Annotated in this window: 23 protein-coding genes; 9 read left to right on the forward strand and 14 right to left on the reverse strand. The window is 74.5% G+C overall.

The genetic code is table 11. The features are described from left to right. Positions 1-581: 581 nt before the first annotated feature. A complete protein-coding gene (locus ACIQTO_RS08310; RefSeq protein ID WP_402384582.1) occupies positions 582-1,256 on the forward strand; it encodes a hypothetical protein in 675 nt (224 codons plus the stop codon). A gap of 75 nt (positions 1,257-1,331) precedes the next feature. Here ACIQTO_RS08310 and ACIQTO_RS08315 read toward each other — a convergent pair whose 3' ends face one another. From ACIQTO_RS08315 to ACIQTO_RS08330, 4 genes are all read right to left on the reverse strand, one after another. Next, positions 1,332-2,492 (reverse strand): Mrp/NBP35 family ATP-binding protein, encoded by a 1,161-nt coding sequence (locus ACIQTO_RS08315; RefSeq protein ID WP_402384585.1) that lies wholly within the window; start codon positions 2,490-2,492, stop codon positions 1,332-1,334. 56 nt (positions 2,493-2,548) lie between these two features. Next, positions 2,549-3,142, reverse strand: coding sequence for a DUF1003 domain-containing protein (locus ACIQTO_RS08320; RefSeq protein WP_402385226.1), 594 nt, complete (start codon positions 3,140-3,142; stop codon positions 2,549-2,551). Positions 3,143-3,191: 49 nt separating this feature from the next. Then, complete coding sequence (locus tag ACIQTO_RS08325) at positions 3,192-4,475, reverse strand: magnesium transporter MgtE N-terminal domain-containing protein (protein WP_402384587.1); 1,284 nt, start codon at positions 4,473-4,475, stop codon at positions 3,192-3,194. 151 nt (positions 4,476-4,626) lie between these two features. Then, a complete protein-coding gene (locus ACIQTO_RS08330) occupies positions 4,627-5,187 on the reverse strand; it encodes a hypothetical protein (RefSeq protein WP_402384590.1) in 561 nt (186 codons plus the stop codon). Between the two features lie 124 nt (positions 5,188-5,311). Between ACIQTO_RS08330 and ACIQTO_RS08335 the strand changes: the two genes are divergently transcribed. Next, positions 5,312-6,244 carry a DMT family transporter gene (locus tag ACIQTO_RS08335; RefSeq protein WP_402384592.1) on the forward strand — a complete coding sequence of 311 codons (933 nt, stop codon included), beginning with the start codon at positions 5,312-5,314 and terminating at the stop codon, positions 6,242-6,244. 7 nt (positions 6,245-6,251) lie between these two features. On the opposite strand, the gene corA is transcribed toward ACIQTO_RS08335, so the two are convergent. Then, the gene (gene corA, locus ACIQTO_RS08340; protein WP_402384595.1) at positions 6,252-7,376 is read right to left on the reverse strand and encodes a magnesium/cobalt transporter CorA; all 1,125 of its coding nucleotides are present in this window, start codon (positions 7,374-7,376) and stop codon (positions 6,252-6,254) included. A 453-nt stretch (positions 7,377-7,829) separates the two neighbouring features. Here corA and ACIQTO_RS08345 point away from each other — a divergent pair, with 453 nt between their 5' ends. Beyond that, positions 7,830-8,477 carry a suppressor of fused domain protein gene (locus ACIQTO_RS08345; protein ID WP_402384598.1) on the forward strand — a complete coding sequence of 216 codons (648 nt, stop codon included), beginning with the start codon at positions 7,830-7,832 and terminating at the stop codon, positions 8,475-8,477. A gap of 100 nt (positions 8,478-8,577) precedes the next feature. Here ACIQTO_RS08345 and ACIQTO_RS08350 read toward each other — a convergent pair whose 3' ends face one another. From ACIQTO_RS08350 to ACIQTO_RS08370, 5 genes are all read right to left on the reverse strand, one after another. Then, entirely contained in the window at positions 8,578-9,438 is an 861-nt protein-coding gene (locus ACIQTO_RS08350; RefSeq protein WP_402384601.1) for a PHP domain-containing protein, read from the reverse strand. A 63-nt stretch (positions 9,439-9,501) separates the two neighbouring features. Beyond that, positions 9,502-10,140, reverse strand: coding sequence for a DUF6758 family protein (locus ACIQTO_RS08355; RefSeq protein WP_387885107.1), 639 nt, complete (start codon positions 10,138-10,140; stop codon positions 9,502-9,504). A gap of 319 nt (positions 10,141-10,459) precedes the next feature. Then, entirely contained in the window at positions 10,460-10,606 is a 147-nt protein-coding gene (locus ACIQTO_RS08360; RefSeq protein ID WP_360632886.1) for a hypothetical protein, read from the reverse strand. Positions 10,607-11,010: 404 nt separating this feature from the next. After that, the gene (locus ACIQTO_RS08365; protein ID WP_402384604.1) at positions 11,011-11,898 is read right to left on the reverse strand and encodes an alpha/beta fold hydrolase; all 888 of its coding nucleotides are present in this window, start codon (positions 11,896-11,898) and stop codon (positions 11,011-11,013) included. 131 nt (positions 11,899-12,029) lie between these two features. Next, the gene (locus tag ACIQTO_RS08370; RefSeq protein ID WP_402384607.1) at positions 12,030-14,000 is read right to left on the reverse strand and encodes a DEAD/DEAH box helicase; all 1,971 of its coding nucleotides are present in this window, start codon (positions 13,998-14,000) and stop codon (positions 12,030-12,032) included. A gap of 496 nt (positions 14,001-14,496) precedes the next feature. Between ACIQTO_RS08370 and ACIQTO_RS08375 the strand changes: the two genes are divergently transcribed. Further along, on the forward strand, positions 14,497-15,225 hold the full coding sequence (locus ACIQTO_RS08375) for a ferritin-like fold-containing protein (protein WP_402384610.1): 729 nt from the start codon (positions 14,497-14,499) through the stop codon (positions 15,223-15,225). A 24-nt stretch (positions 15,226-15,249) separates the two neighbouring features. Here the strand turns inward: ACIQTO_RS08375 and ACIQTO_RS08380 are convergent, their stop codons facing one another. The 3 genes from ACIQTO_RS08380 to ACIQTO_RS08390 form a co-directional block, all read right to left on the reverse strand. Next, positions 15,250-15,567, reverse strand: coding sequence for a hypothetical protein (locus ACIQTO_RS08380; protein WP_402384613.1), 318 nt, complete (start codon positions 15,565-15,567; stop codon positions 15,250-15,252). Between the two features lie 128 nt (positions 15,568-15,695). Beyond that, entirely contained in the window at positions 15,696-15,923 is a 228-nt protein-coding gene (locus ACIQTO_RS08385) for a DUF3107 domain-containing protein (protein ID WP_380580247.1), read from the reverse strand. A gap of 131 nt (positions 15,924-16,054) precedes the next feature. Beyond that, complete coding sequence (locus tag ACIQTO_RS08390) at positions 16,055-16,717, reverse strand: TetR/AcrR family transcriptional regulator (protein ID WP_402384616.1); 663 nt, start codon at positions 16,715-16,717, stop codon at positions 16,055-16,057. Positions 16,718-16,925: 208 nt separating this feature from the next. Here ACIQTO_RS08390 and ACIQTO_RS08395 point away from each other — a divergent pair, with 208 nt between their 5' ends. The 5 genes from ACIQTO_RS08395 (at position 16,926) to moeZ (ending at position 23,635) form a co-directional block, all read left to right on the forward strand. Next, positions 16,926-17,849, forward strand: a complete 924-nt coding sequence (locus ACIQTO_RS08395) for an alpha/beta fold hydrolase (RefSeq protein WP_402384619.1) — start codon at positions 16,926-16,928, stop codon at positions 17,847-17,849. 386 nt (positions 17,850-18,235) lie between these two features. Continuing rightward, a complete protein-coding gene (locus ACIQTO_RS08400; protein WP_402384622.1) occupies positions 18,236-19,861 on the forward strand; it encodes a DUF3492 domain-containing protein in 1,626 nt (541 codons plus the stop codon). Further along, a complete protein-coding gene (locus tag ACIQTO_RS08405) occupies positions 19,861-21,048 on the forward strand; it encodes a hypothetical protein (RefSeq protein WP_402384625.1) in 1,188 nt (395 codons plus the stop codon). The genes ACIQTO_RS08400 and ACIQTO_RS08405 overlap by 1 nt, the downstream gene beginning before the upstream one ends. A gap of 122 nt (positions 21,049-21,170) precedes the next feature. Next, on the forward strand, positions 21,171-22,205 hold the full coding sequence (locus ACIQTO_RS08410) for an NAD-dependent epimerase/dehydratase family protein (RefSeq protein WP_402384627.1): 1,035 nt from the start codon (positions 21,171-21,173) through the stop codon (positions 22,203-22,205). Positions 22,206-22,456: 251 nt separating this feature from the next. Further along, a complete protein-coding gene (gene moeZ / locus ACIQTO_RS08415) occupies positions 22,457-23,635 on the forward strand; it encodes an adenylyltransferase/sulfurtransferase MoeZ (RefSeq protein ID WP_402384630.1) in 1,179 nt (392 codons plus the stop codon). Between the two features lie 60 nt (positions 23,636-23,695). On the opposite strand, the gene ACIQTO_RS08420 is transcribed toward moeZ, so the two are convergent. After that, a complete protein-coding gene (locus tag ACIQTO_RS08420; protein WP_402384633.1) occupies positions 23,696-26,485 on the reverse strand; it encodes a flippase-like domain-containing protein in 2,790 nt (929 codons plus the stop codon). Positions 26,486-26,501 lie beyond the last annotated feature (16 nt).

A 26,501-nucleotide genomic window follows, 5' to 3' on the forward strand; every position in this document is an offset into this window, starting at 1 on the left:
CTCGGGGCGTCCTCGCGCTCTCCCTTTCGGCACCGGCGCGGCCCTTCGGCTCGGGGCGGTGTTGTCGCCCGCTCGCTTCCGGGCCGCTGTGATCCGGTGCCGACGGTCGGCGTTCCAACGCTCCTCGTCCCTCGGGGCGTCCTCGCGCTCTCCCTTTCGGCACCGGCGCGGCCCTTCGGCTCGGGGCGGTGTTGTCGCCCGCTCGCTTCCGGGTCGCTGTGATCCGGTGCCGACGGTCGGCGTTTCAACGCTCCTCGTCCCTCGGGGCGTCCTCGCGCTCTCCCTTTCGGCACCGGCGCGGCCCTTCGGCTCGGGGCGGTGTTGTCGCCCGCTCGCTTCCGGGTCGCTGTGATCCGCCCGCTCGCTCCGGCCGCTCGGACCCGCACGACGGCGCCACCGCCCCGCCCGGCCGCACGGCTGAGCGGGGCGGTGCCGTGCGCGCCGCTATTGTGCTGATTGTTCCCGCTGTGCTGTCGGTCACTTCCGGTCGCTTCCGGACCGAAGGCACACAGTGGGGACGCCGCGGTACGCCACGATGGGAGCGCGCCACGGCAGGGAATCTGGGTTGAGGAGGTCCGGGGATGGACGCGACGAGTCATGCGGTGGGAACGGCGACGACCGACGGCCCGACGGTCGGCGGACAGGCCCGCCCGGCGGACCCACTGGTCCCCTACCTGTCGGCGGACTTCCCCTGGTACGGACTGGACGACGGCTGGACCGGCCGCCGCTACCTGATGCAGGCCGGCGCCGGCGGCCCGCGGGCCGGGGCGACCGGCACCGTGGACTACGGCACCCTCGGCCACGGTGAGGAGCCCGCCCGGCAGTACGAGCCGCGCGACGTGCGCAAGTTCGCCGTCGTCGTCACGGTGGCCCGCCGGGGCAGCCGCCGCAGTGCCGACAACACCGGCACGCTGGAGGCGACCTCGGCCTCCTCCGCCGCCTGGCTGGCCGGTTCCGGCCTCCTCGCCTCCACCTGGCCGGGCCAGCTGGACCGCGCGCTGCGCCAGGACTGGCTGGACCAGCAGAGCACCCTCGCCTGGGACCTCGCCGACGACCTGGCCGGCCCCGGCTGGTCCACCCTCAGCCTCCCGGTGAACGGTCTGCCGCAGCCCTTCCGCTACCGCGAGTCCGAGTACGGCTGGGTCCTCGCGGGCGAGGCCCCCGGCGTCCTCCTGGGTGCCTACGGCCGGGGCGTCAGCGCCTACGGCACCGGCTTCTCCACCGTTCCCGACCTGGCGGCCTACACCCGCCCGTAGCCCCGTGAGCCGGGACAGCACGAGCCGGGGCAGCACGAAGGGCCGGGCAGCCGCCCGGCCCTTCGCGGATGGATCTTAGAACTTGTTCTTCGGCGTGAGCCCGAGGGAGAGGCCGGAGAGGCCGCGCTGGCGGCCGCCGAGCTTGCCCGCGACGGAGCGCAGGGCGGTGCCGGCGGGGGAGTCGGGCGCGGCGAGCACGACCGGGCGGCCGTCGTCGCCGCCCTCGCGCAGCCGGACGTCGATCGGGATCGAGCCGAGCAGCGGCACATTGGCGCCGACGGTGCGGGTGAGCGCGTCCGCGACGATCTGGCCACCGCCGGTGCCGAACACGTCGATCATCTCGTCGCAGTGCGGGCAGGGCATGCCGGACATGTTCTCGATCACGCCGACGATCTTCTGGTGCGTCTGCACCGCGATGGTGCCGGCCCGCTCGGCCACCTCGGCGGCGGCCATCTGCGGGGTGGTGACGATCAGGATCTCCGCGTTCGGGACCAGCTGCGCGACCGAGATCGCGATGTCGCCGGTGCCGGGCGGCAGGTCCAGCAGCAGGACGTCGAGGTCGCCCCAGTACACGTCGGCGAGGAACTGCTGCAGCGCGCGGTGCAGCATCGGGCCGCGCCAGACCACCGGGGCGTTGCCGGGGGTGAACATGCCGATCGAGATGACCTTCACGCCGTTCGCCTGCGGCGGCATGATCATGTCCTGGACCTGGGTGGGCCGGCCCTCGACACCCAGCATCCGCGGCACGCTGTGGCCGTAGATGTCGGCGTCCACCACGGCGACCTTCAGGCCGTCCGCGGCCATCGCGGCCGCCAGGTTCACCGTCACGGAGGACTTGCCGACGCCGCCCTTGCCGGAGGCGACCGCGTAGACGCGGGTCAGCGTGCCGGGCTTGGCGAACGGGATCTCGCGCTCCGGGGCGCCGCCGCGCAGCAGTTGGGAGAGTTCCTTGCGCTGCTCGTCGCTCATCACGTCGAGCTCGACCTCGACGCCGGTCACCCCGGGGACCTTGCCGACCGCTTCGCGGACCCGGGTGACGATGGTGTCGCGCATCGGGCAGCCGGAGACGGTGAGGTAGACCGCGACGCGGACCTCGCCGCTCTCGGCGATCCCGACCGATTTCACCATGCCGATCTCGGTGATCGGGCGGTTGATCTCCGGGTCGTTCACGGTCGCCAGCGCCTGGCGTACGGACTCCTCCGTGACGCCGGCCGCGACCTCTGTCTCGTTGGCCATGCCTTGATGGTACGGCGCCGGGCATACCACTTGACCCGTCGGTAGCGTGCTGCCGGTCACAGACTGTCCGCGCTCTCCCGGCGCTCGTCGATCTCCCTGAGCAGGGACTGCAGTTCGGACCGGACGCCGCCCAGCTCGGAGGCGATGAAGGCCCTGGTGGCGACCTCGCCGAGGCCCTGGCGCAGCGCCGCGACCTCCCGGGTCAGGTACTCCGTGTCGGCGATGTTCCGGTCGCTGCGGGCGCGGTCCTGCTCCATGTTGACGCGGTCCCGGTCGTCCTGCCGGTTCTGCGCCAGCAGGATCAGCGGCGCCGCGTACGAGGCCTGCAGCGAGAGCATCAGGGTGAGGAAGATGAACGGGTAGTCGTCGAAGTGGACCTGGTCCGGCAGCACGGTGTTCCAGCCCACCCAGACGACCACCACGACCGTCATCCAGACGATGAACCGGCCGGTGCCGAGGAAGCGCGCGATCCGTTCGGAGAGCTTGCCGAAGGCCTCCGGGTCGTACGTCGGCAGGCTGATCAGGCCGGGGCGGGTGGTGCGCGGCTGGTCGAGCCGGGAGCGGGTGGGGACGCCGGTCGAGGGCTCGCTGCGCCGGTCCCGGGCACCCTCGCGGGCGCGCAGTTCGCGCAGCTGCCGCAGTTGGCGCAGTTCGCCCTGCAGGCGCTGGCGGGGGCTGTCGTCCCGTCGGCCCTTGCGGTCAGCGTCCACCGGTCACCTCTCGCTCGTCGTCCAGTCCGTGCAGCGCGGCCTCGCGCCAGTCCTCCGGCAGCAGGTGGTCGAGCACGTCGTCGACGGTCACCGCGCCGACCAGGTGGTCCGCCTCGTCGACCACGGGCGCGGCGACCATGTTGTACGTCGCCAGGTAGCTGGTGATCAGCGGCAGCGGGGTGTCCGGCGGCAGCGGGTCGAGGTCGTCGTCCACCAGCGAGCCGACCAGGGTGTACGGGGGTTCGCGCAGCAGCCGCTGGAAGTGCACGGTGCCCAGGTACTTGCCGGTCGGCGTCTCGTTCGGCGGGCGGCAGACGAAGACCTGGGCGGCCAGCGCCGGCTTGTTGTCGGAGATCCGGACGCGGGCCAGGGCCTCGGCCACCGTGGCGTCCGGCTCCAGCACGATCGGCTCGGTGGTCATCAGACCGCCGGCGGTGTCCTCCTCGTAGGTCAGCAGCCGGCGGACCGGTTCGGCCTCGTCCGGCTCCATCAGTTGGAGCAGCCGCTCGGCCTCGTCGCCGGGCAGTTCGGAGAGCAGGTCGGCGGCGTCGTCCGGGTCCATCGCCTCCAGGACGTCGGCGGCCCGCTCGTCCTTCAGCTTGCCGATGATCTCGACCTGGTCGTCCTCGGGCAGCTCCTCCAGGACGTCGGCGAGCCGCTCGTCGTCGAGCGCGGCGGCCACTTCGGCGCGGCGCTTGGCGGAGAGGTGGTGCATGACGTTGGCGAGGTCGGCGGGGCGCAGCTGGTCGAAGGTGGCGAGCAGGTTGGCGGCGCCCTGGCCCTCCTCGGGGAGGGCGAAGCCGGTGACGTCCTTCCAGGCCAGGGTGAGCGACTCGCCCTTGCCCTTGCGCAGCCGGCCGACCCGGCCGACCTGGACGAACACCTTGCTGATCTCCCACTCGCGCAGCCGGGTCTGCACCATCGCGACGTCCAGGACGGTGACGTCCTGGTCGGTCTTGGTCCAGGTGACGGTGCGGTCCAGCAGCTCACCGAGGACGAGGGTCTCGGACGGGCGCTGTTCGAAACGGCGCATGTTGATCACGCCGGTGGTGAGCACCTGGCCGGACTCCAGGCTGGTCACCCTGGTCATCGGCAGGAAGATCCGGCGGCGGCCGATCACCTCGACCACCAGTCCGAGCACCCGGGGTGGCCGGCCACCGAGCCGGAGCGTGACCACCACGTCGCGGACCCGGCCGACCTGGTCGCCGTTCGGATCGAACACGGCGATGCCGGAGAGGTGCGAGATGAAGACCCGGCTGCCTGCCCCTGCCATGGACTCCCTCGCCTCGTCCGACGCCCGGAGGGACGTCGGGCACGCCCCGCGGCCAAGGCTACCCGCGCCTCCCGCACCCGGCCCGACGAGCCACGAGGTGGCTTCCGCGGCCGGTCGCGGACCGGGGCCCGCCCGGGACGACGCCGCGGGCTCAGCCCTTGCGGCGCTTGAACAGCAGCTTCGGGAGGCCGGCCGGGATCTGCCGGCGGGTGGTGGCGGAGGTGGGCATCGGCGCGGCGGCGTGGGACCCGTCGGGCATGGCGTCCGGGCGCTCGGTGAGCAGGTCCGGGCCGGTACCGGCCGGCTCCAGCCGGAGCACCCGGCACTCGCGGGCCCAGCGGTCGGTGATGGTGTCGGTGTCGGGCGCGTTCAGCCGCTTGCCCTTGAGTTCCTCGACGGCGCCGAGCCAGGCCTCGCTCTCCGGCGCCGGTTCGACGACCCGGGCCGTCCAGCCGGTCAGCCGGCCGCCCTTGTCCTTGCTGCGGACCGTCACCACCGCGCCCGCGCCGGCGGTCAGACCGTGCAGCGGCTGCTCGCCGCCGTCGCCGACCACGACCACCGCGCCGTCGTGCCAGGCGTGCCAGAGCGGCCGGCTGTGCTCCTGGCCGTCCGCGCGCACCCAGAGCAGGCCGGACTTCTTCGCGGCCTCCTCCAACAGGGCCCGGTCGAGGAAGTCGTCGGCGGTGGCGGCTGCGGCGGGCGTACGGTCCATGGCGGACAGCGTACGGCCTGCGGTGTCCGGGGGGCGTCTCACGCGTCGGGCGACAGTTCCGTGGCAGCCGCACGGGCCTTACCTTGGGAGCCGCCCGACTCCCACCCCGAGCCCGAGGAGCACCGTGCCCGCCCGGCCCGAGACCGCAGCCCCGTCCACCGCGTCCGTCGCCTCCGCGGCGGCGCCGACGTCTCCGCTCCCCAGGCTCGACCTGCTGCTGCTCGCCGTCTCGGTCTCCGGCATCTCGCTCTCCGCGCCGCTGATCAGCGCCACCGCCGCACCCGCCCTGGCGATCGCCTTCTGGCGCAACGTCATGTCGGTCGGCGTGCTGGGTCCGTACGCGCTGCTGCGGCACCGGGCCGAGCTCCGCGGGATCGGCCGCCGGGCGCTGCTGCTGGCGGTGGCGGCCGGTGTGCTGCTCGCCGTGCACTTCGCGCTCTGGATGCCGAGCCTGCGGATGACCTCGGTGGCCTCGGCGACGGCGCTGGTGACCACCACTCCGCTCTGGACCATCCTGCTGATGCGGCTGCGCGGGGTGCGGGCGCCCCGCGCGGTCTGGACCGGCATGACGGTGGCCTTCGCCGGTGTGCTGGTGCTCACCGGGGTCGACCTCACGCTCTCGCCGCGCGCCCTGCTGGGCGACGCGCTGGCGCTCGGCGCGGGCCTCGCCGCGGCCGGCTACATGCTGCTGGGGGCCGAGGTCCGCCGGACCGTCAGCACCACGGCCTACACCCTGGTCTGCTACGCCACCACGGCGGTCGTCCTGCTGGTGGTCTGCCTGGCCGCCGGGACGTCGATGTCCGGGTGGCCGGCCGCCGTCTGGTGGCAGATCGTGCTGCTGATGGTCACGGCCCAGCTGCTCGGCCACTCGCTCAGCAACCGGGTGGTGCGCACCCTCGGCCCGTCCCTCACCTCCACCGCGATCCTGCTGGAGACCCCGGGCGCCGCGCTGATCGCGGCGCTCTGGCTCGGCCAGTGGCCCCCGGTGGCCGCCTACCCGGCGGTGGTGCTGATCCTGCTGGGCCTGGTCCTGGTGGCCCGGGGCGGCCGGCGGTAGCGGCCGGCTACAGCCAGCCGTTGCGGCGGAAGCCGCGGTACATCCCGACGCAGATCAGGACGACGCTGCCGAGCACCATCGGATAGCCGTACTTGTGGTGCAGCTCCGGCATGTAGTCGAAGTTCATGCCGTAGACACCGGTGATCATGGTGGGCACGGCGAAGATCGCCGCCCAGGCGGTGATCTTGCGCATGTCCTCGTTCTGCGCGACCGAGACCTGCGCCAGGTTGGCCTGGAGCAGCGAGTTCAGCAGTTCGTCGAAGCCGTGCACCTGCTCGGTGACCCGCGCGAGGTGGTCGGCGACGTCCCGGAAGTACTTCTGGATGTCCGGGTCGACCAGTCGCTGCAGCGGCTCGGAGAGCTGCTGCATGGGCCGCAGCAGCGGCGTCACCGCCCGCTTGAACTCCAGGACCTCGCGCTTGAGCTGGTAGACCCGGCCGACGTCGGTGCCCCGGCCGCCCTTGTTGGAGAACACGTCGAACTCGATCTCGTCGACGTCCGTCTGCAGCCGGTCGGCGACCAGCAGGTAGTTGTCCACCACGTGGTCGGCGATGGCGTGCAGGACGGCGGAGGGGCCCTTGGTCAGCAGCCCGGCGCCGTCCGAGTCGGCCTCCAGTCGCTGCCGCAGCTCCTGCAGCGAACTGTGCCCGCCGTGCCGGACGGTGATGACGAAGTCCCGCCCGGCGAAGACCATCAGTTCGCCCGTCTCGACCACTTCGCTGGTCGGGGTGAGCTGGTCGTGCTCGACGTAGCGGATCGTCTTGAAGACGGCGAACAGGACGTCGTCGTACCGCTCGACCTTGGGCCGCTGGTGCGCGTGGACGGCGTCCTCGACCGCCAGCGGGTGCAGGCCGAAGCGCTGCGCGATCCCCTCGAACTCGGCCTCGGTCGGCTCGTGCAGTCCGATCCAGCTGAACGATCCGGCGCCGTCGGGGAGTTGCTGCGAGGCCTTCACGCGGCGGGCCGCCTCGCGCGGGCTGCAGCTCTCGCCGTGCCGCTTGCCGGACTGGTACACGGCGCAGTCCACCACCGCGGAGGTGGACTGGCCCGGGTGGATCGAGTCGAACAGGCCGGCCGCGGAACGGCGGCGGTTGGTGCGGACGGCTGCGCGCAGGCTGTTGATCATCGACATGGCAGGCTCCCTGGGCAGGAACCGCCGCACGGCGGCGCGGTGACGGGTGGCCGTGGTGCGACGGCATGGAACACCGGTGGAATGACGCCTGCGGTCGGTCCTCGGCCTTGCTGGGGCTCGCGCTGGAACGACCGGACGTCGGTGAGGGTGCTCTCCCGGCCGGGCCGACTCCGCCTCGATCGTCTCGGTGGACGTGGCTGCTGTGCCGGCTACTGGTGCCGCTGTTTCAGCCTGCGAGGCGAGGGGTACGGGGAAGGCGTCCGGGCCGGGTAGAGCTGCCGGTACTGCATGGTCGGCTGGTATCCACCGCAACCACCTCCTTCACGCCGCTGCCCCGGAGAGAGGATCCCCGGTGGCCAGTCGCTCACACTAACATCTGACCGGGCATCGTCGCTGCGGTGTTCTCCTGGTGGCCCTGCCGGCGCCGCGGCCGCACCGGTTACGCTCACCGGCATGGCGCACGACTTCCCGCTCTTCGGCGACCCTTCCGACGGCTCCCACGACCCGGCCGGCCTCTCCCGGGAGGCGGTGCTGGCCGCCGTCGAGGCCCGGCTGCTGACCACCTTCGGCGAACCGGGCGGCCGGGCCGCGGTCACCTTCCTCGGCGCGGACCGGATCGAGGTGCTGCGCTTCGGCCCGGACGCCGACGGCCTGGTCCGCTACGCCACGCTCGGGATGGCCGCCGCGCCGATGGCGGACCCGACCGCGCCGGTCGCCGACCAGGTCCGCGGCCCGCGCGCCGAACTGGTGCTGACGGTCCGTGGGGCCCGCGACAGCGTGCTCCGCACCCTGGCCACCTTCGCCGCGACGCCGCAGGTGGAGGGCTTGGTGCTGGCCCCCGGCGGGTCGCTTGACCTCGGTGCCCCGCTCTGGGACGGCGCCCCGTTCACCTCGGTGCTGGCCGCCGAGCCGGGCGGTCTGGTGGCCGATCTGGAGCTGGACGAGCCGGCCGACCCGGTGCGCTTCCTGCCGCTGCTGCCGATGACGCCCAACGAGGCCGGCTGGAAGCGGGTGCACGGCGCGGCCGCGCTGGAGGAGCGCTGGCTGAAGCACGGCACCGATCTGCGGGACGCCGACCGCCGCGGGGTTCCGCTGGACTGACGCCCGGTTCCCGGTCCGGCCGACGGCGCCCCGAGGGGCGCGCGTCACCGCGCTGCCCGGCCGTACGCTCCCGCACGCCCGCGTGTCCGGTGGGGCGGGCTCAGCCCTCGATCGGCTTCGCGCCGGTGGCCTGGGCCAGCAGCGCCTCGTAGACGGCGGGGTCCGTGGTGTGCTCGCCGAGCCGGACGGTCTTGCGCCCGCCGTGGTAGTCGCTGGAGCCGGTGGTCAGCAGTCCGAGGTCGGCGGCCAGCCCGCGCAGCCGGGCCCGGGTGGGCTCGTCGTGGTCGGTGTGGTCGACCTCCAGTGCCGCGAGTCCGGCCGTCGCGAGGTCCGCGATCACCTGGTCGGAGACGGTCCGGCCGCGCTTGACCGCGCCCGGGTGGGCGAAGACCGGCACCCCGCCCGCCGCCCGGACCAGCCGGACGGCCTCGGCCGGGTCCGTCTCGTGCTTGCGCACGTCCGCCCGCCCGCCGTTGGCCAGCCAGTCCGCGGTGAAGGCGTCGGAGACGGTGGCCACCACGCCCGCCTCGACCAGGGCGCTGGCGATGTGCGGCCGGCCGACCGAGCCGGTCCCCGCGATCCGCTGGACCTGCTCCCAGCTGATGTCGGCGCCCAGCGCGCGGCAGCGCTCGACGACCGCCCGCCCGCGCCGGAACCGGTCGGTGCGCACCAGCTCGCGCTCGCGCGCGAAGGCCGGCTCGGCCGGGTCGAACAGGTAGGCCAGCAGGTGCAGGCTGATGCCGTCCACGGCGCAGGACAGCTCGGCGCCCGGGACGAGGGTCAGCCGGGTGCCGGCCGGCAGCGCGCGGACCGCCTCGGCGGCCTCGGCGTGGCCGCCCACCGTGTCGTGGTCGGTGAGCGCCACCACGTCCAGGCCCGCGGCGACCGCCGCCGCGACCAGCTCGGCCGGGCTGTCGGTGCCGTCGGACGCGTTGCTGTGGGCGTGCAGGTCGATGCGCACGGAGTCGGCTCCTGGGGTGGGCGGCGGGTGCCGCCCAGGATAGTGCGGGCGTCCGCGGGGCCGTCAGCCGAGCAGTTGGGGGGAGAGCGCGCCGCAGGGCAGCAGGTCCAACTCGGCGCCGGCCTCGCGCAGGTCGGTGAGGACCAGCTCGTCGTACATCACCAGGGCCGACTGTTCCGGCCAGGCCACCGCCCACAGCCAGAGACCGCGGGCCTCGCCCACGAACACCGCGCGGTCGGCCGGCGCGTCCGGCACGTGGAACATCGGAGTGGGCCGCCCGGCCGCCATCAGCTTGGCGTCGGCGGGTTTGTAGAGCGAGACGGACTCACCCGGGTCGGGGCCGGACAGGCCCGCGTACCGCGCGCCGAGCCCGACGCCGAGCTCCTCGGCGACCAGCACCAGCTCCCCGAAGCCGCCCAGCGGCGCCGGTCCGGAGCAGGCGACGGCGGTCGCCCGGGCGCCCGAGACATCGTCGCCGACGTGCGCGATACCGGTGTAGAGCCAGCCGACCGGAAGCGGCCAGGGCAGCCAGACCGGGACCTGGGAACGGGCGACGGCGACGCCGAGCGCTTCCACGCTCGGGGGCAGCACCGGCTGCATCGGGTGTACCGCTCCGTGCCGGTCGCACTGCCAGGTGTCGGAGAACAGACCGGGGGCGCGGACCCGACCGGCGCACCTCGGGCAGCTAGGCTCGCCCCTCATAGCCGACAACGCTCCTCCCTCCGGACCGCCGCGTCAAGGACGATCACCCGTACGGAGGGCGCGGCGGCACCTGTCGGTGGCGGACGCCCGTCCGGCGCCGGGTGGGGCGCGCTGCGGGCGGTTCCCGCTAGGGGATGTCCAGCGGCGGGCGGCGGCAAACGTCGGCGCCGCCGTGCGGGGGCCGGCCCCGGACGCACTGACGCCCCGTCAACGGCGATCGCGGTGACAGGGCGTCAGTCGGGTATCGGAACGTCGGGATCGGACGCTCCCGGCTCTTCGGCGGCGGGTGAGGGCTCCCGGTCGGAGGCGCCGCGCTGGGTCAGACGGTCGGGCACGGACGGATGAGCAGGCGCTCGCCGGTGCGGGCGGCGGCCTGGACGAGTTCGCGGACGGTTTCGGCGTCGGCGATCACGCGGTCGGTGGCGGTGCCGTGGGCGTCGTCCAGTCGGAGGATCTCGAAGCGCATGGGCCTCTCCTTCTCTGGCCCCGTCGGGCGGGGCGGTCGTGGCTGAGTGGGTATCAGCTCTTTCTCGGTCTGTCGGTTCGAACGGTCGACGATCTGCTGAGGCAAAGGGGCTCCCCCTGCAATGCCAAGTGCGTCTGGTACCTCGTGAACCACTGTGTCGTGGTGCTGCTACCGGGCCGTTGCCCGTCCGTGAAGTCCAGGTTTCGGCGGATTGTCGACAGCGTCGACAGCGACGATGATTCCCGGACAGAATCAAATATTACCGCAACTAACGATTTTTGTCCCGCACACTTTCCGCCGCGGCGGGCGGGAGCCCGGTCACGGAGCGGGTGTCCGGGGGTACGGGGGCAGGCCGGGCCGCCGTACCCCCGGGGCGGGGGCGTCCCGGAGGCGCGGCGCCCGGCTCAGCCCCAGAAGTCCAGCAGGGCCTCGGCGGTGGCGGCCGGCCGCTCGGCGTTGGGGGAGTGCCCGGCGTCCTCGATCACCACGCGGCGGGCGCCCAGCCGCTCGGCCATCCGGGTCTGCTCCGGCACCGGCCAGGCGTAGTCCCGGACCCCGGAGAGCACCAGGGCCGGCAGTGCCGGCGCGGTCGCGGCCAGCTCGTCCACCCGGTCGGGGGCGGCGATCAGATGGGCACCGGTGGTGGCGAGCGCCTGCGGCACGTTGGCCACCCAGCGGCGGTGCAGGAACGCGGCGACCTCGGGCGACGGGCGGCGCGCCCGGTCGCCGCCGGTCTGCTCCGCCTGCTGCTCCATCTGCTGGAGCACCTGCCAGATCTCCTCCAGGCTCATCGACGGCAGCACGTCGATCAGCAGCTTGGTCCGCTCCGCCTCGCCGGGCTCGATCGAGGCCGGCCCGGTGGACATCAGGGTCAGCGAGCTCCACGGCAGCGGGCCCTCGGCGGTGGCCGCGAGGACGGCCTCCCGGGCCACCTGGCCGCCGAAGGAGTGGCCGAGCAGGTGCAGCGGCGTGGCGTCCCCGGCGAGCGCCGCGGAGAGCGCCCGGACGTCCGCGCCCAGGGCCTCGACGGCGTAGGCGGCCGGGTCGTCGGGCCCGCCGCTCTCGTACTGGCCGCGCTGGTCGACCGCGGTCACCCGGTAGCCGGCCGCGGCCAGCGGCTCCAGCAGCGCGATGAAGTCCTCCTTGCTGCCGGTGAACCCGGGGACCAGCAGGGCCGTCCCGCGCACCGCACCCGTCGGCTCGGCCCGCAGCGCGGCGAACTCCCCGCGCGCGGTCGCCACCCGCAGCGCGCGGGCACAGCGGGGGAGGGTGAGGAACGGCGGCGTGCTCATGGGCGATCTCCTGCGGTGCGGCGGGGCGACTGGCCGGTAACCCCCGAGCGTAGCCGGGCGGACACGCCGGAGGGGGCGGCCCCGTCCTGTGCTGGACGGGGCCGCCCCCTCCGGGTGGCGCGGTGCCGGGATCAGCTCTCCGGCGTCGCCTCGGCGGCCGGGCGGCGGGTGCGGGTCCGACGGCGCGGGGCCGGGGCCTCGGCCGGGGCGTCCGCGCCGGCCTCGGGCGCCGGGGCGGCCTCGGCGGCGGGCTCGGCCTTCGCCTTGGCCCGCGAGCGGGTCCGCTTCACGGCCGGCTTCTCCTCGGACGGCGCCGGGGCCTGCTCCGCGACGGCGGCCGGAGCGGCCGCCTCGGCGACCGCGGCGGGTGCCCCGGCCACCGCGGCGACGGCGGTCTCGCCGGCGGCGGTGCTGCGCGGGCGGCGACGGCGACGGCGCGGGGCCGCGCCCTCGCCCTCGGCACCCTCGACGGCCGGAGCCGCCGGGGCGTCGACCGCGGCGACGGCCTCGGCGGGCGCGTCGAGCAGCGCGTCCCCCGCGACCGTGGAGCCGCCGCGGGTGCGGCGGCGCTCGCGGGTGCGGCGGGCCGGCTTCTCCTCGACCGGCTCGGCGGCCGGCTCGGCGGTGCGGCCGGCGCCGGCCCGTCCGCCCCGGGCGGGGCGACCGGGAGCGGAGCGCGCACCGCGACCGCCGGTCTCGCCGAGGTCCTCGACCTCCTCCGCGCCGAGCCCGGCCCGGGTCCGCTCCGAACGCGGCAGCACACCGGTGGTGCCCTTGGCGATCTTCAGCAGCTCGAACAGGTGCGGCGAGGTGGAGTAGGTCTCCTCCGGGGCGTTGAACGACAGGTCCAGCGCCTTGTTGATCAGCTGCCAGCGCGGGATGTCGTCCCAGTCGACCAGGGTGACGGCGGTGCCCGACGCGCCGGCGCGGCCGGTGCGGCCGATCCGGTGCAGGTAGGTCTTCTCGTCCTCGGGGCACTGGTAGTTGATGACGTGCGTCACGCCCTCGACGTCGATGCCGCGGGCCGCGACGTCGGTGCAGACCAGGACGTCGACCTTGCCGTTGCGGAAGGCCCGCAGGGCCTGCTCGCGGGCGCCCTGGCCGAGGTCGCCGTGGACCGCGCCGGCCGCGAAGCCGCGCTGGGTCAGCTGGTCCGAGACGTCGGCGGCGGTGCGCTTGGTGCGGCAGAAGATCATCGCCAGCCCGCGGCCGTCGGCCTGCAGGATGCGCGAGACGAGCTCGACCTTGTCCAGCGAGTGCGCACGGAAGATGTGCTGCTCGGTGTTGGCGACGGTGGTGCCGGTGTCGTCCGGCGCGGCCGCGCGGATGTGGGTCGGCTGGTTCATGTACCGGCGGGCGAGGCTGATGACCTGGCCCGGCATGGTGGCCGAGAACAGCAGGGTCTGCCGCTTGGCGGGCAGCATGGTGAGGATCTTCTCGACGTCGGGCAGGAAGCCCAGGTCGAGCATCTCGTCGGCCTCGTCCAGGACGAGCGAGCGGACCTCGGAGAGGTTCAGCTTCTTCTGCCCGGCCAGGTCCAGCAGGCGGCCCGGGGTGCCGACCACGATGTCGACGCCCTTCTTCAGCGCCTCGACCTGCGGCTCGTAGGCCCGGCCGCCGTAGACGGCGAGCACGCGCACGTCGCGGACCTTGCCGGCGGTCTGCAGGTCGTTGGTGACCTGGGTGCAGAGCTCGCGGGTCGGGACGACGATCAGTGCCTGCGGGGCCTCGGAGAGCTGCTCCTCGGTGGCCCGGCCGGCGTCGACGTCGGCGCGGACGATGACCCGCTCGATCAGCGGGAGGCCGAAACCGAGGGTCTTGCCGGTGCCGGTCTTGGCCTGGCCGATGACGTCGTGGCCGGTCAGCGCGACCGGGAGGGTCATCTCCTGGATGGGGAAGGGGTGGATGATGCCGACGGCCTCCAGGGCCTCGGCGGTCTCCGGGAGGATCCCCAGGTCCCGGAAGGTGGTCTTGATGGGTTCAGCGGTGGTGGACAGGGTGCTGCCTCTTCCGTGTGGAGGGGCCGAGAACGAGCGGCGGGCGGGCAGCCGCGCGGCTGCGTTACGGGCCTGGACGGCCCTGTGACAGCTGCGCGGACGCACAACCGCGCCGGTCCCTGCGGCCGGCCGGTCCGCGGGCCCGGTGAGGGGCGCGGTCTCGGCGGCGTCGGGGAGGATTCCCTTGAGGGACCTGCGCGGGACCGTTCGCCGTGCGGCGCGGTCTCGGCGGCCCTCGCTCGGCCACTGATGCGGTGCCAAGGCTTGAAGTCCAAGCCATGGTCGGAGCCGATCGGCTCTCCGACCGGGCATCCGCGTACGTGAGTGCCCGGCTGCCGGTGCGGACACGTCCTGCCGGACGGTGCCGCTACGGAGCGGGCTTGCCCGGCGCACCGAGACGGCGGTGACACCGTGCGAGCACTACGGACCTCCCCACCACCATACAGTCACGCGACGACTCGAACACGTGACGCGTCTGACATCGCTCCCGCGGGACCGTCACGGGCCCCCGGCCGGCCGCCCCGGGTGCCCGGCCGGGGGAGCGGCCCGGGACCGGCACCACGCGTGTGCGGACGGCCGCGCCCGACTAAGGTGGCAGGTCATGGAGACCCAAGGTGAGACGCAGGACGGCGCGGCCGGCTCGATCGGCGACTGGGCGAGCTGCTCGGCCGACCCGGGCTACCGGGCGGCCGTGCTGGACCTGCTCGGCGCCCTCGCGTACGGCGAGCTGAGTGCCTTCGAGCGGCTCGCCGAGGACGCGAAGCTCGCGCCGGGCCTCGCCGACAAGGCCGCGCTGGCCCGGATGGCCTCCGCGGAGTTCCAGCACTACCAGCGCCTGCACGACCGGCTCACCGAGGTGGGCGCGGACCCGGAGGAGGCGATGCGGCCGTTCGTCGAGCCGCTGGAGCTGTTCCACCGGATGACGGCCCCCTCGGACTGGCTGGAGGGCCTGGTCAAGGCCTATGTCGGTGACGCGATCGCGACCGACTTCTACCGCGAGGTCGCCGTCCGGCTGGACGACGACACCCGTGACCTGGTCCTCGGCGTGATGTCGGACACCGGGCACGCCCAGTTCGCCGTCGACAAGGTGCGGCAGGCCATCGAGGCCGACCCGCGGTCGGGCGGCCGGCTGGCGCTCTGGGGCCGGCGGCTGATGGGCGAGGCGCTGAGCCAGGCCCAGCGGGTGGTCGCCGAGCGCGACGCGCTCTCCAACCTGCTGGTCGGCGGCGTCCAGGTGCAGGGCTTCGACCTGGTCGAGGTCGGCAAGATGTTCAACCGGATCACCGAGGCGCACACCAAGCGGATGGCCGCGCTGGGGCTCGCCTCCTGACGGGTGCTCCCGGGCCCGCGCGGCTCAGGCGTGCCGCTGCCGGCGGTGCGTGCCCGCCCGGTGCGGGCGGGGCCGGTGGGCGGGCTGGCGCCCGGCCGCGAGGTCGGGCCGGGCCAGCACCGAGGTGAGCAGGGCCGAGGCGACCGCCGCGATGCCGATGCTGGCCGCCGGGTACCGGCCGTCCAGCGTGAAGTGCGTGATCACCCCGCTGAGCAGGGCCGACACCAGTGCCGTGCCGAGCGTCGGCCCGCGGCCCGCCGGGAAGTAGGTGGGCAGCGCCAGCAGCGCGGCGGCCCCGACGATCAGGCCGACGAGGGCGAAGGCGATCGACTCGACCAGCAAGGGTGCCTCCCCGGTTCGCGAGCGCGGCCTCCGGGCGGCCGCACTTGTCGCCGTACCCCGGTCCACCCGGCCGTACACGCAGCGGTGCCCCGTTCCCCGCGGGAGGGAACGGGGCACCGCGAAGCAGCTCAGAGCGTGCCGAACCCGACCTTGCGGGCAGCCTGCTCGCCGATCTCCACGTACGCCAGGCGCTCGGCCGGGACGATGACGCGGCGGCCGTGCTCGTCGGTCAGCGAGAAGAGCTTCGAGGTGCCCTCCAGCGCCTTGGCGATCGCGCTCTCGACCTCATCGGCAGTCTGCGCGCTCTCGATCACGATCTCGCGCGGCGCGTTCTGCACGCCGATCTTGACCTCCACGACTTCCGTCCCTCCGGGTTGCAGCCAGCCATGCGCGGCCACCGGACCGCCTGGGACAAGCGTTCGCGGTGATCGCGCCGTACGGCTTCACCATAGAGCACCGGATCAGTGCCCAGGCGAAGGTCGACGGATCACTGGTCGGCGGCCTGCGCCTCGCCGGACTCGTTGGTGGGGTGCATCGGGAAGCCCTTCAGACCGCGCCAGGCCAGGCTGGCGACCAGCCGGACGGCTTCGTCGCGGGGGATCTCCAGGCCCTGGGAGAGCCAGTAGCGGGCGGTGATCTGGGCCAGGCCGCAGACGCCGGCGGCGAGCAGCTTGGACTCGGCCTCGGGGAGGTCGGTGTCCTCCTGGATGACCTTGCTGACCAGGGTCGCGCTGGCGTCCGAGGCCCGCTCCACGCGCTCGCGGACGGCCGGCTCGTTGGTCAGGTCCGACTCGAAGACCAGCCGGAACGCACCGGACTCGCTGGAGACGTAGTTGAAGTACGCCTCCATCGTCGCGGCCACCCGGTGCCTGTTGTCGGTGGTCGCCGCGAGCGCCTCACGGGTCGACTCGACCAAGGCGTCGCAGTGCTTGTCCAGCAGCGCCAGGTAGAGCTCCAGCTTCCCGGGGAAGTGCTGGTACAGCACCGGCTTGCTGACCCCGGCGCGGTCCGCGATGTCGTCCATGGCGGCCGCGTGGTAGCCCTGCGCGACAAACACCTCCTGGGCGGCACCGAGCAGTTGTTCACGGCGGGCGCTTCGCGGCAGGCGGGCACCGCGCGGGCGCTCCTGCGCCTCCTGGATGGCCGTCACGGCGCTCCTCACTTCACGGGTTGTTCGGGGCTGGCAAGATGGCCGATTCTACTTTTCGGTAACCGCGTTCGCGCCTGGCGAGCGTGAGAAAAGAACCGAGCCCCCTTGTCAGGAGCCCACAATACGGCGCTGACCACCGGCAACGGCAGTGGTCCGACAGGAGCCGGGACGGCCCCGGGGCACCGGGGGCTCACTACCATCGTCCACCATGAGCAGCGCTGAGCAGCAGATTCGCCCGGAGACAGCGGCACCCGCGGCCTTCCGCACGGTCGAGGTCCCCGGTGCGGCACTGGCGGTGCACCGGCCCGACGGCCGGGCCGCCGAGGGCCGGGAGCCGGCCCTGTTCGTCCACGGGCTCGGCGGCTCGGCGGCCAACTGGACGGCGCTGATGGACCGGCTGGCCGGTCTCGTCGACGGCGAGGCCCTGGACCTGCCGGGCTTCGGGCACTCGGCCCTGCCCGCCGACGGTGACCTCTCGGTGTCCGGCCACGTGCGCGCGGTGATCGGCTACCTGGAGACGACCGGCCGCGGCCCGGTCCACCTGTTCGGCAACTCGCTCGGCGGCGCGGTCTCCGTCCGGCTCGCCGCGCTCCGCCCCGACCTGGTGCGCAGTCTCACGCTGATCTCGCCCGCGCTGCCCGAGCTGCCGCCGCAGCGCACCGCCTGGCCGACCGGGCTGCTCGCGGTGCCCGGCCTGCCCGCCCTGCTGCGCCGGCTGCCGTCGAACGGCCGCGGCCCGGAGGACGCCACCGAGGGTCTGCTGCGGCTGGTCTACGGCGACCCGCTGAGCCTCTCCCCGGTGGCCCGGGCGGAGGCGGTGGCCGAGTACCGGCGCCGGATCGAGGTGCCGCACGCGATGCGGGCGCTGACCGGCTCGGCGCGCGGGATCGTCTCGGCGTACACCGAGCGGGGCGACCAGGCGCTCTGGCGGCAGGCGGAGCAGGTGAGGGCGCCGACGCTGCTGGTGTACGGGCTGCGCGACAAGCTGGTCTCGTACCGCTCGGCGCGGCGGGCCTGCACGGCGTTCGGGGACGCCCGGCTGCTGGTACTGCCGGAGTCCGGGCACGTGGCGATGATGGAGCACCCGGAGCCGGTGGCCCGGGCGGTGCGGGAGCTGCTGGCACGGGACTGAGCGGGGCGCGGCGCGGGTCCGGGCGGCGGCCCGGGCGGGATGCCGGGGCGGGCGGGCGGTAACGGCCCGGTCCGGGGCGAAGTCACGCCGGTTCACTCGTTCAGGTGGCAACCAGGCATGTGACCGATGGATCACCGGGGCCCGGTCCTACCTTTCTGCTGTCGGACCGAACAGGTGTGGGGGAGCGGCGGCCGCCGGAGCAGAGGGACCGGCGGGCAGCCGCACGCAGGGGGCCGGCGCCCGGTGCGACCGCCGGTCCGGGGCGCGGCGCCTGCGGCCGGCCGGACTCCTCCACCCCGGGCCGTTCCCGCGCCTGCGCGGGGCGCCCGGGTGCCGATCGAACCGCTCCCGCCATCCGTCGATCCGCTCTGCTCTGGAGGTCCCCCGTGCGCGTTGCACTGCTCACCGAGAGTGCCCGTCCGCGCCCCCGGCGTGGTGCCGGCGGCTGGTGCGCCCGGCTGGTGGAGGGTCTGGCCGAGCACGACTTCGAGCTGTACGTGCTGGCCGGGGCGGCCGGTTCGGGCGTCGCCGAGAGCCCGCGGGGCCGTTGGCTCGGGGTGCACGAACTGGCGCTGTGGGGCCGCAGACCGGCCGGCCGGCAGCCGGGCGCGCTGCGCGGGCGGCAGTACGCCCGGGCGTACGAGGAGCTGGTCCGGGCGCTGGTGATGCCGGGCGGGCGGGCCTCGTTCGGGACGGGGCTCTACCGGCTGGCGGCCCTCGCCCGCGAGGACGGCGCGCTGTCCGCGTTCCTGGCCTCCGCGCACGCCCGCCGCACGCTGGAACGGGTCTGGCGCTCCCCCGGGGCGGACACCTCGGCCGGGCAGCCGCTGGTCCGCGACGTGCTGGTCGCGGCGGACCTGCTGGAGCACTGCCTGCGCCCGCTCTCCGCGCCCTGGTACGGCACCGGACCGGGGGGCCTCGGTTCGGCCGACCTCTGCCATGTGGTGGGCGGCGGCCCGGCGGCGCTGCCGGCGCTGGTGGCCAAGCGGTTGCACGGGGTGCCGTTCGTGGTCACCGAGCACGGCCTGCACCTGCGCGAGCAGTACCTCGGCTACCGCGAGGCCCCCTACCGCTGGCCGGTCCGGGCGCTGCTGCTCTCCTTCTTCCGTGCGCTCACCGAGGAGACGTACCGGCAGGCCGCGATACTGACCCCCGGCAGCGCCCACGACCAGCAGTGGCAGCGTCGCTGCGGCGCCGATCCGGCACGGACCAGGGTGGTCCACGAGGGCACGCCGGCGGTGGCCCGGGCGGCGGCCGGGCCGGAGCCGGCCGCGCCCACCCTGGTCTGGGCGGGCGCGCTGGAGCCGGGCCGGGACACCGAGCTGGTGCTGCACGCCTTCGCGCGGGTCCGGGCCGCGCTGCCGGCGGCCCGGCTGGTGATCCACGGCGAGGAGGCCGTCCCGGGCTACCGGGCGCACTGCGAGGCGGTGGCCGACCGGCTGGGGGTGGCCCGGGAGGTGGAGTTCGCCGGCCGGCCCGGCTCGGTGGCGGCGGCCTGGGAGAGCGGCACGGTGGTCGTCTTCTCGGCGCTCTCGCAGCGCGGCCCCGGCCTGCTGGCGGACGCGATGCTGAGCGGCCGGGCGGTGGTCTCGACGGACGTCGGGGTGGCCCGGGAGGTGGTGGGGCCGACCGGGTTGCTGGTACCGCCGCGCGACCCGCGGGCGCTGGCGGGTGCCTGTCTGGCGCTGCTGTGCGATGCCGAGCGGCGGGCCAGACTCGGGTCGGCGGGCCGGCTACGGGCGCAGGAACGCTTCGCCGTGGAACCGGTGGTCGGTGCGTTCCGGGAGATCTACCTGGAGCTGGTCTCCCAGTGGCCGGCCTTCCCGGCGGTCGTGAAGGCCGGTGGGGCTGTCGGCGAGCAGCCGCGCCCGTTCGCCCGGCCCGCCGAGTACTGGCTGGCCGACCGCCGGGGCGGTGGGAGCGCCGGGCAGCCGGCCGGCGAGGGCGGTGAGGGCGGCGAGGACGAGGACGAGGCGTCCGAGCGGACCGGCGCCCTCGCGGAGGCGGTCTGATGGCCGGCGGCGCCCCGGCCACCGGGACCGGGCCGGTCACCGGCGGTGGCCCGGCCGCCGGGCTGTCCGGGGTCTTCGGCGACCCGGTCCGCGAGGTGATGGCCGAGTACCGGGAGCTCTGTGAGCGGGCCGTCGATCCGCTGGAGATCGCCGCCGGGCTGGAGGAGGCCGGGCACGGAGCGCGGACGGCCGCGCGCTGCCGGCACGCCGACCTGTTCTCGCTCGCGGAGGAGCTGTACGCCCGGGTGCCGCGCCGCCCGCCCCCGGACCGGGCGGCCGGGCCGGGCGGAGAACGGCAGCGGCGGTGCGGTGCGGCGCTCCGGGCGGCGTCGGCGGTGCTGCCGGTGGCGGCGGCCGTCGGGTCGGCGGGCCGCTGGTCGGTGCTGCTGCCGGCCGCCGTCCCGCTCGTGCTGATCCCGGCGGTGTCCGTCCCGGGGCGGGGCGGCCGGGCCGTGGACGCGACCGGGTGGCCGGTCCGGGCAGCCGTGGCCGGAGCGTGGCCGGAGACGGAGACGGAGACGGAGACGCCGGGGCCGGGGCCGTCCGCCGGGCGGCTCCGGCCGGCCGCGCTCGCCCACGGGTGTGGAGTGGCCGCCCTGCTGCTGCTCCCGCTGGCCGGGGTCGGGGCCGGGTTCGGGCCGTCCGGTGCCGGTGACGGCCGGGGGACGGCCGCGCTGGTGCTGGCCGCGGCGCTGTCGGCCGGGTCGGCCGAGTGGGCGGCGCGGTGGTTCCGGCACATCGCCCGCGGCCATCTGCGGGTGGCGGGCACCCTCGCCGACTTCCGGTCCCGGATGCGGCCGGTCCTGCCGGTGGCCGTCGCCCTGCATCTGGCCGTCCTGGCCGTCCTGACCTTCGCCGCCCTCGCCGTGCTGACGGCCCTGGCACCCCGCCCCGGACCGGACCGCGGCGGCGGCCTGCTGCACGTGGCGGCCGAGCGGGCCGAACCCGGCCAGTGGGCGGCGCAGGGCGTGCTGGGGCTACTGCTGGTGCTGCCCGCGCTGCTGGCCCGGTCCGGCCGGACCGGCGCCGCCGCACTGGGCGCGCTCGCCGGCCCGGCCGCCGTCGCGGCGCCGCTCGTGCTGGGCCGCTCCGCGCCGACGGCCTGGCTGCTCGGCGGCGGCGCCGTCGCGCTCGCCCTGCTGGCGTACGCCTGGCCGGTGCTCGGCCGGGCCGACGCGCACCGCTGAGCCCGCCGGGGCCGGGCCGTCGGCCGTACCCGGGCCCGGCCCCACCGAACCGCTCCACCTCCCCGTTGTTCACTCTGTCCGCCAGGTCGAACCCGACCTCGCTTCGTGGAAGGACACCCCCGATGAGGGTGCTGCTGCTGGGCGCCGACGGCTTTATCGGCCGTCGGGTCACCGATCGTCTGCTCGTGGACCAGGAGTTGCAGGTGACGGTGCTCGGCCGGCGTGACTCGGCCGACATCCGCTTCGACCTGACCACCGGCAGTCCGGGCGCACTCGCCCGCTTCCTGGACGCGGTCGCGCCCCAGGTGGTGATCAACTGCGCGGGCGCCACCTACGGCAGCTCGCGGACGCTGATCCGGGCGAACACGCTGGCCGTCGCCACGGTCTGCGAGGCGATCCGGCGCAGCCGGGAGCCGGCCCGGCTGGTGCACGTCGGATCGGCGGCCGAGTACGGGCCGGTGCCGGGCGGGGTCCCGGTGTCGGAGGGCGCGGAGCCGCGCCCGGTCGGCCCGTACGGGGTGTCCAAGCTCGCCGGGACCGAACTGGTGCTGGCCTCCGGGCTGGACGCGACGGTGCTGCGGGTGTTCGACGTGGTGGGGCCGGGGGCGCCGACGGCCTCGCTGTTCGGGCGGCTCGCCGAGGGGCTGCGCCGGGCGCTGGAGCGCGAGGAGTCGCAGGTGCGGATGCCGGACCTGTCCGGATACCGGGATTTCGTCGATGTCCGGGACGTCGCCCGGGCGATCCAGGCGGCGGCGGTGTCGGCGGCCACCGGGGTGATCAACATCGGCAGCGGGCACGCCGTCCGGGCCCGGGAGGCGGCCCAGCTGCTGGTCCGGGCGTCCGGCTTCGAGGGGTCGATCGTGGAGGAGAACCGGCCGGTCCTGCTGCCCGCGCAGGCCGGCGGGCCGGGTGAGCACCCCGACCGGCACGGGTCGCAGCACGGCGAGCGGCACGGCGAGCGGCACGTGACCCCGTACCACCCGGGCCACCGGGCCGCGGAGTCGCGGCCGGCCGAGGGGCGGGGACCGGCGGGCGAGCCGGTGCCGTGGCGCCAGGCGGACGTGCGGACGGCCCGGGACCGTCTCGGCTGGCGGACACAGGTGCCGTTGGAGGAGTCGCTGGGTGACGTCTGGCTGGAGACGGCCTGCCGGGTCTGACCCCCGCCGGTCACGGTGCCCGGGGGCCCGACGGCCCCGGGCGCCACGGGCCGCGGCGCCGCCGACCGCCCGCCGGAACGCTCCGGCGGGCGGTTCCAGCATCCGACGCCGGGTGTCTCGCCAGTCGGACGAGCTGTCTCGGAATACCGGGGCGGCATGACACTGTTGGCGTAGCTGAGCCACCTCGGTGGCAGAGCAAAAGCCACCGAGGTTGGCCCTGGCCACCTGAACTGACGACCATCGGAGTCCCCGTGTCGCTGCCACCCCTGGTCGAGCCGGCCGCCGAGCTCACCGTCGACGAGGTCCGCAGGTACTCCCGCCACCTGATCATCCCCGACGTGGGCATGGCCGGGCAGAAGCGGCTGAAGAACGCCAAGGTGCTGTGCGTCGGCGCCGGCGGCCTGGGCTCGCCGGCGCTGATGTACCTCGCCGCGGCCGGCGTGGGCACGCTCGGCATCGTCGAGTTCGACGTGGTGGACGAGTCCAACCTGCAGCGGCAGATCATCCACGGCCAGTCGGACATCGGCCGGTCCAAGGGTGAGTCGGCGCGGGAGTCGGTCAAGGAGATCAACCCCTACGTCAACGTGATCCTCCACGAGGAGCGCCTCGACAACGACAACGTGATGGAGATCTTCTCCGGCTACGACCTGATCGTCGACGGCACCGACAACTTCGCCACCCGGTACCTGGTGAACGACGCCGCGGTGCTGCTCGGCAAGCCGTACGTGTGGGGCTCGATCTACCGCTTCGACGGCCAGGCCAGCGTGTTCTGGGCCGAGCACGGCCCGTGCTACCGCTGCCTCTACCCGGAGGCCCCGCCGGCCGGCATGGTCCCGTCCTGCGCCGAGGGCGGCGTGCTGGGCGTGCTCTGCGCGTCCATCGGCTCGATCCAGGTCACCGAGGCGATCAAGCTGCTGGCCGGGGTCGGCGAGCCGCTGGTCGGCCGGCTGATGATCTACGACGCCCTGGAGATGACCTACCGCCAGGTGAAGGTCCGCAAGGACCCGAACTGCGCCCTCTGCGGCGAGAACCCGACGGTCACCGAGCTGATCGACTACGAGGCCTTCTGCGGCGTCGTGTCGGAGGAGGCGCAGGCCGCCGCCGCCGGTTCGACGATCACCTCGAAGCAGCTCAAGCAGTGGCAGGACGACAAGGAGGACATCTTCCTGATCGACGTCCGCGAGCCCGGTGAGTACGAGATCGTCAACATCCCCGGCGCGGTGCTGATCCCGAAGAACGAGTTCCTGATGGGCAACGCGCTGGAGTCGCTGCCGCAGGACAAGAAGATCGTGCTGCACTGCAAGTCGGGCGTCCGCTCGGCCGAGGTGCTGGCCGTGGTGAAGTCGGCCGGGTTCTCCAACGCCGTCCACCTCGGCGGCGGCGTGCTGGGCTGGGTGAACCAGGTCGAGCCGCACAAGCCGACCTACTAGCAGACGCGCGTGAAGGGCCCGCCGGAGCGATCCGGCGGGCCCTTCACGTGTCCGCGGGGCCTACAGCGCGCCCTTGCGCTGGAGCACGTTGTAGGAGATCCAGCCGGGCAGCACCGGCAGCCAGAAGGTGAGCGCCCGGTAGAGGAACACCGCCGGCGTGGCGATCGTCGGGGGCACGTCGGCGACGGTGAGCGCACCGATCAGCGCGACCTCGACCGGGCCGATGCCGCCGGGGGTGGGGATGGCCGAGCCGGCCGCGTTGGCGGTCAGGAAGACCACCGCGACCGCCGAGAAGCTGATGCTGCCGCCGAAGGCCTGCACCGAGGCGTCGAGGCACGCGGTGAAGGAGAGCGTCAGCAGCAGGATGCCGCCGAAGCCGGTGACGAGCTTGCTGGGCGTCTGCATCAGGTCGAGCATCCGGGGCACCACGCCGAAGAACAGCGACCGCAGCCGGTTCAGCACGAACCGCCGCAACGGCGAGACGGCCGCCACCACCAGGGCGAGCACGGCGGCGGTCAGCACGCCGATGATCACCGCGCGGGAGGCGGAGAGGTCCCCGTTGGTCTGGCTGCCGGTGATCAGACCGAAGCTGAACAGCAGCAGCAGGTGCCCGGCCAGGCCCGCCAGCTGGGAGGCGCCGACCGAGGCGACCGCCTGTCCGGAGCGGATGCCGGTCTTCTGCAGGTAGCGGGTGTTCAGCGCGATGCCGCCGATCGCGGCCGGCGCGACCAGCTTCACGAAGGAACCGGCCAGCTGGGCGGCGACCGTGCGCCGGAAGGGCAGCTTCTCCGGGACGAAGCCGGTCAGGCTCATCGAGGCGGCGACGTAGCTGAAGGCGGCGGCCGCGAGCGCCACGGCGGCCCAGGCCCAGTCCATCTGGGAGAGCTTGAGCTGGGCCGGCTTGATGGTGGTCAGCGCCAGGTAGGCGGCGAAGGTGAGCGCGATGACCATGATCAGGGTCTTCGGCTTCAGCCGCTCCAGCTTGGCCGTCTCGGTCGGCGCCTCGGGGGCGATCTGGAGGATCTGGCCGCGGATCCGGCTGAGCAGGTCCTCGCCGGCCACCGCGATGTCCTCCTCGGCCTGCTGCTGGGTGCGCTCGCCGGCCGCGACCTGCTGCAGCGCCCGGGCCCGGGCCGCGGTCTTCCGCTCCTTGGTGAGCTTCTTCAGGTCGACCCTGGTGGAGCGGCTCATCCCGACCGGCTGCAGCAGCGGCAGCGCCTGCGCGACCCGGTCGGCGCCGAGGACGGCGTTGGCGGTGGCGACCGCCCGCTCCGGGCCGATCCGCAGGGCGAAGGTGGTGAGCAGCTGGGCGACGTCGATGCGCAGGGTCAGATCGGTGGCGGCGATGTCACCGCCGGAGAGGTTGACCAGGCAGGCCGCCTTCTCGTCGACGACCAGCAGCGACTCGCCGGTGAGCCGGCGGTGGGCGATCCGGCGCTCGTGCAGGGCGGCGACGGACTCCCAGAGCGAGGCCATCACCTGGTCGGTGGTCTCCGCGTCCGTGAGGTCGTCCAGGATGCGGCCCTCGACGTTCTCGTAGACCAGGATCGCGGCGTCCGGTCCCAGCTCCGAGGTGGCCACCAGCTGTGGGGAGCGGGCGCCCGAGGCGGCCGCCGCGTAGGCGATCAGCGCCTCCTGCTCCAGCGCCTGGCGCAGCGACTGCGGGCTGCGGCGGACGGCCACCGAGCGCAGCCGCAGCCGCCGCCAGGCGCGGTAGAAGAAGCCGGAGGCCTGCTGCTCGCGGTCGATGATGTGGACGTCCAGCGGCGGGCCGCTCTGCTGGGCGACGTAGTAGCGGCGGGTGCCGCCGGGGGCGTCGGGGGCGCGGTGGGCGCTGGCCGGGGTGAAGCCGACCTTGCGCAGGCCGATCATCAGGTGCTGGCCGGTGGGCCGGATGTTCGGTGAGCCGATCGCGTACAGCGTGCCGTACGCGACGGACCAGCCGATCAGCACGGTGAGCAGCAGCGACAGCGGGGTGGTGTAGCCGCCGAGCAGCTCGGTGAGCCCGCTGAAGACCACCACCACCCAGAGGGCGACCCGCCAGCGCGGCCGGCTCGACATGCCGACCGCGGTCATATAGGCGATCACCGGTGCCAGATAGCCGTGCACCGGGTCGGTGAGGGTGCCGTTGCTGTCCAGCGGCAGCCGGGTGAGGGCGTCCCGGATGTGTTCCGAGGCGCCCTCGGCGACCCACCAGTCGATGCCCAGCGAGACGCCGTAGGCGAGCACCGAGGCGAGGACGCCGTCGGCGACCCGCAGGCCGTCGCGTTTGATCAGCCGCTCGACCGCGAAGGCGAGCGGGACGGCGAGCACCGCGACGCTGGAGACCAGGCCGGTGATGGTGGAGAGCACCGGGGAGAAGCGCGGCGCGTTGGAGGCGATGTCCAGCTCGATGCCGGTGGTGGTCGAGGTCGCCACACCGGCCAGGACGAACACCGAGACTATGCCGAGGACGCCGGCCAGGAAGCGGATCAGGTCCGACGGGCGGTGCGCGCGGGCGGCGAGCAGCGGCTCGTCGACGTCCAGGTGCGGGGTGTCGTCCAGCGACTCGTGGGCCTCGTGCTCCGCGTCCCCCTCGGGGACCAGGAACGGCTCGGCCGCCGGGGCGGGCCCGGTCGCGGGGGACGGCTCGGGCTGCGGGGCCGGGACGCCGGCCGGGGCGGGCCCGGTCGCGGGTCCGGCCGCCTCGGCCGCGGGGTCGGTCGGCTGCGGGGTCTTGATCGTCCGGTCCTTGATCAGGGAGACTTCCGGCGACGGCGTGGCGGAGGGCCCGCCGCCCGGGCTCGCGGGCATGGTGTCGGAGGACTCGTCGGAGTCCTCGTCCACACCCACGTCAGCCGTCCCGGTCATCTGGTCTTGTCCTCGT

Origin of the sequence: Kitasatospora sp. NPDC091207, from assembly GCF_044768625.1 — a bacterium.
Classification (GTDB): Bacteria; Actinomycetota; Actinomycetes; order Streptomycetales; family Streptomycetaceae; genus Kitasatospora.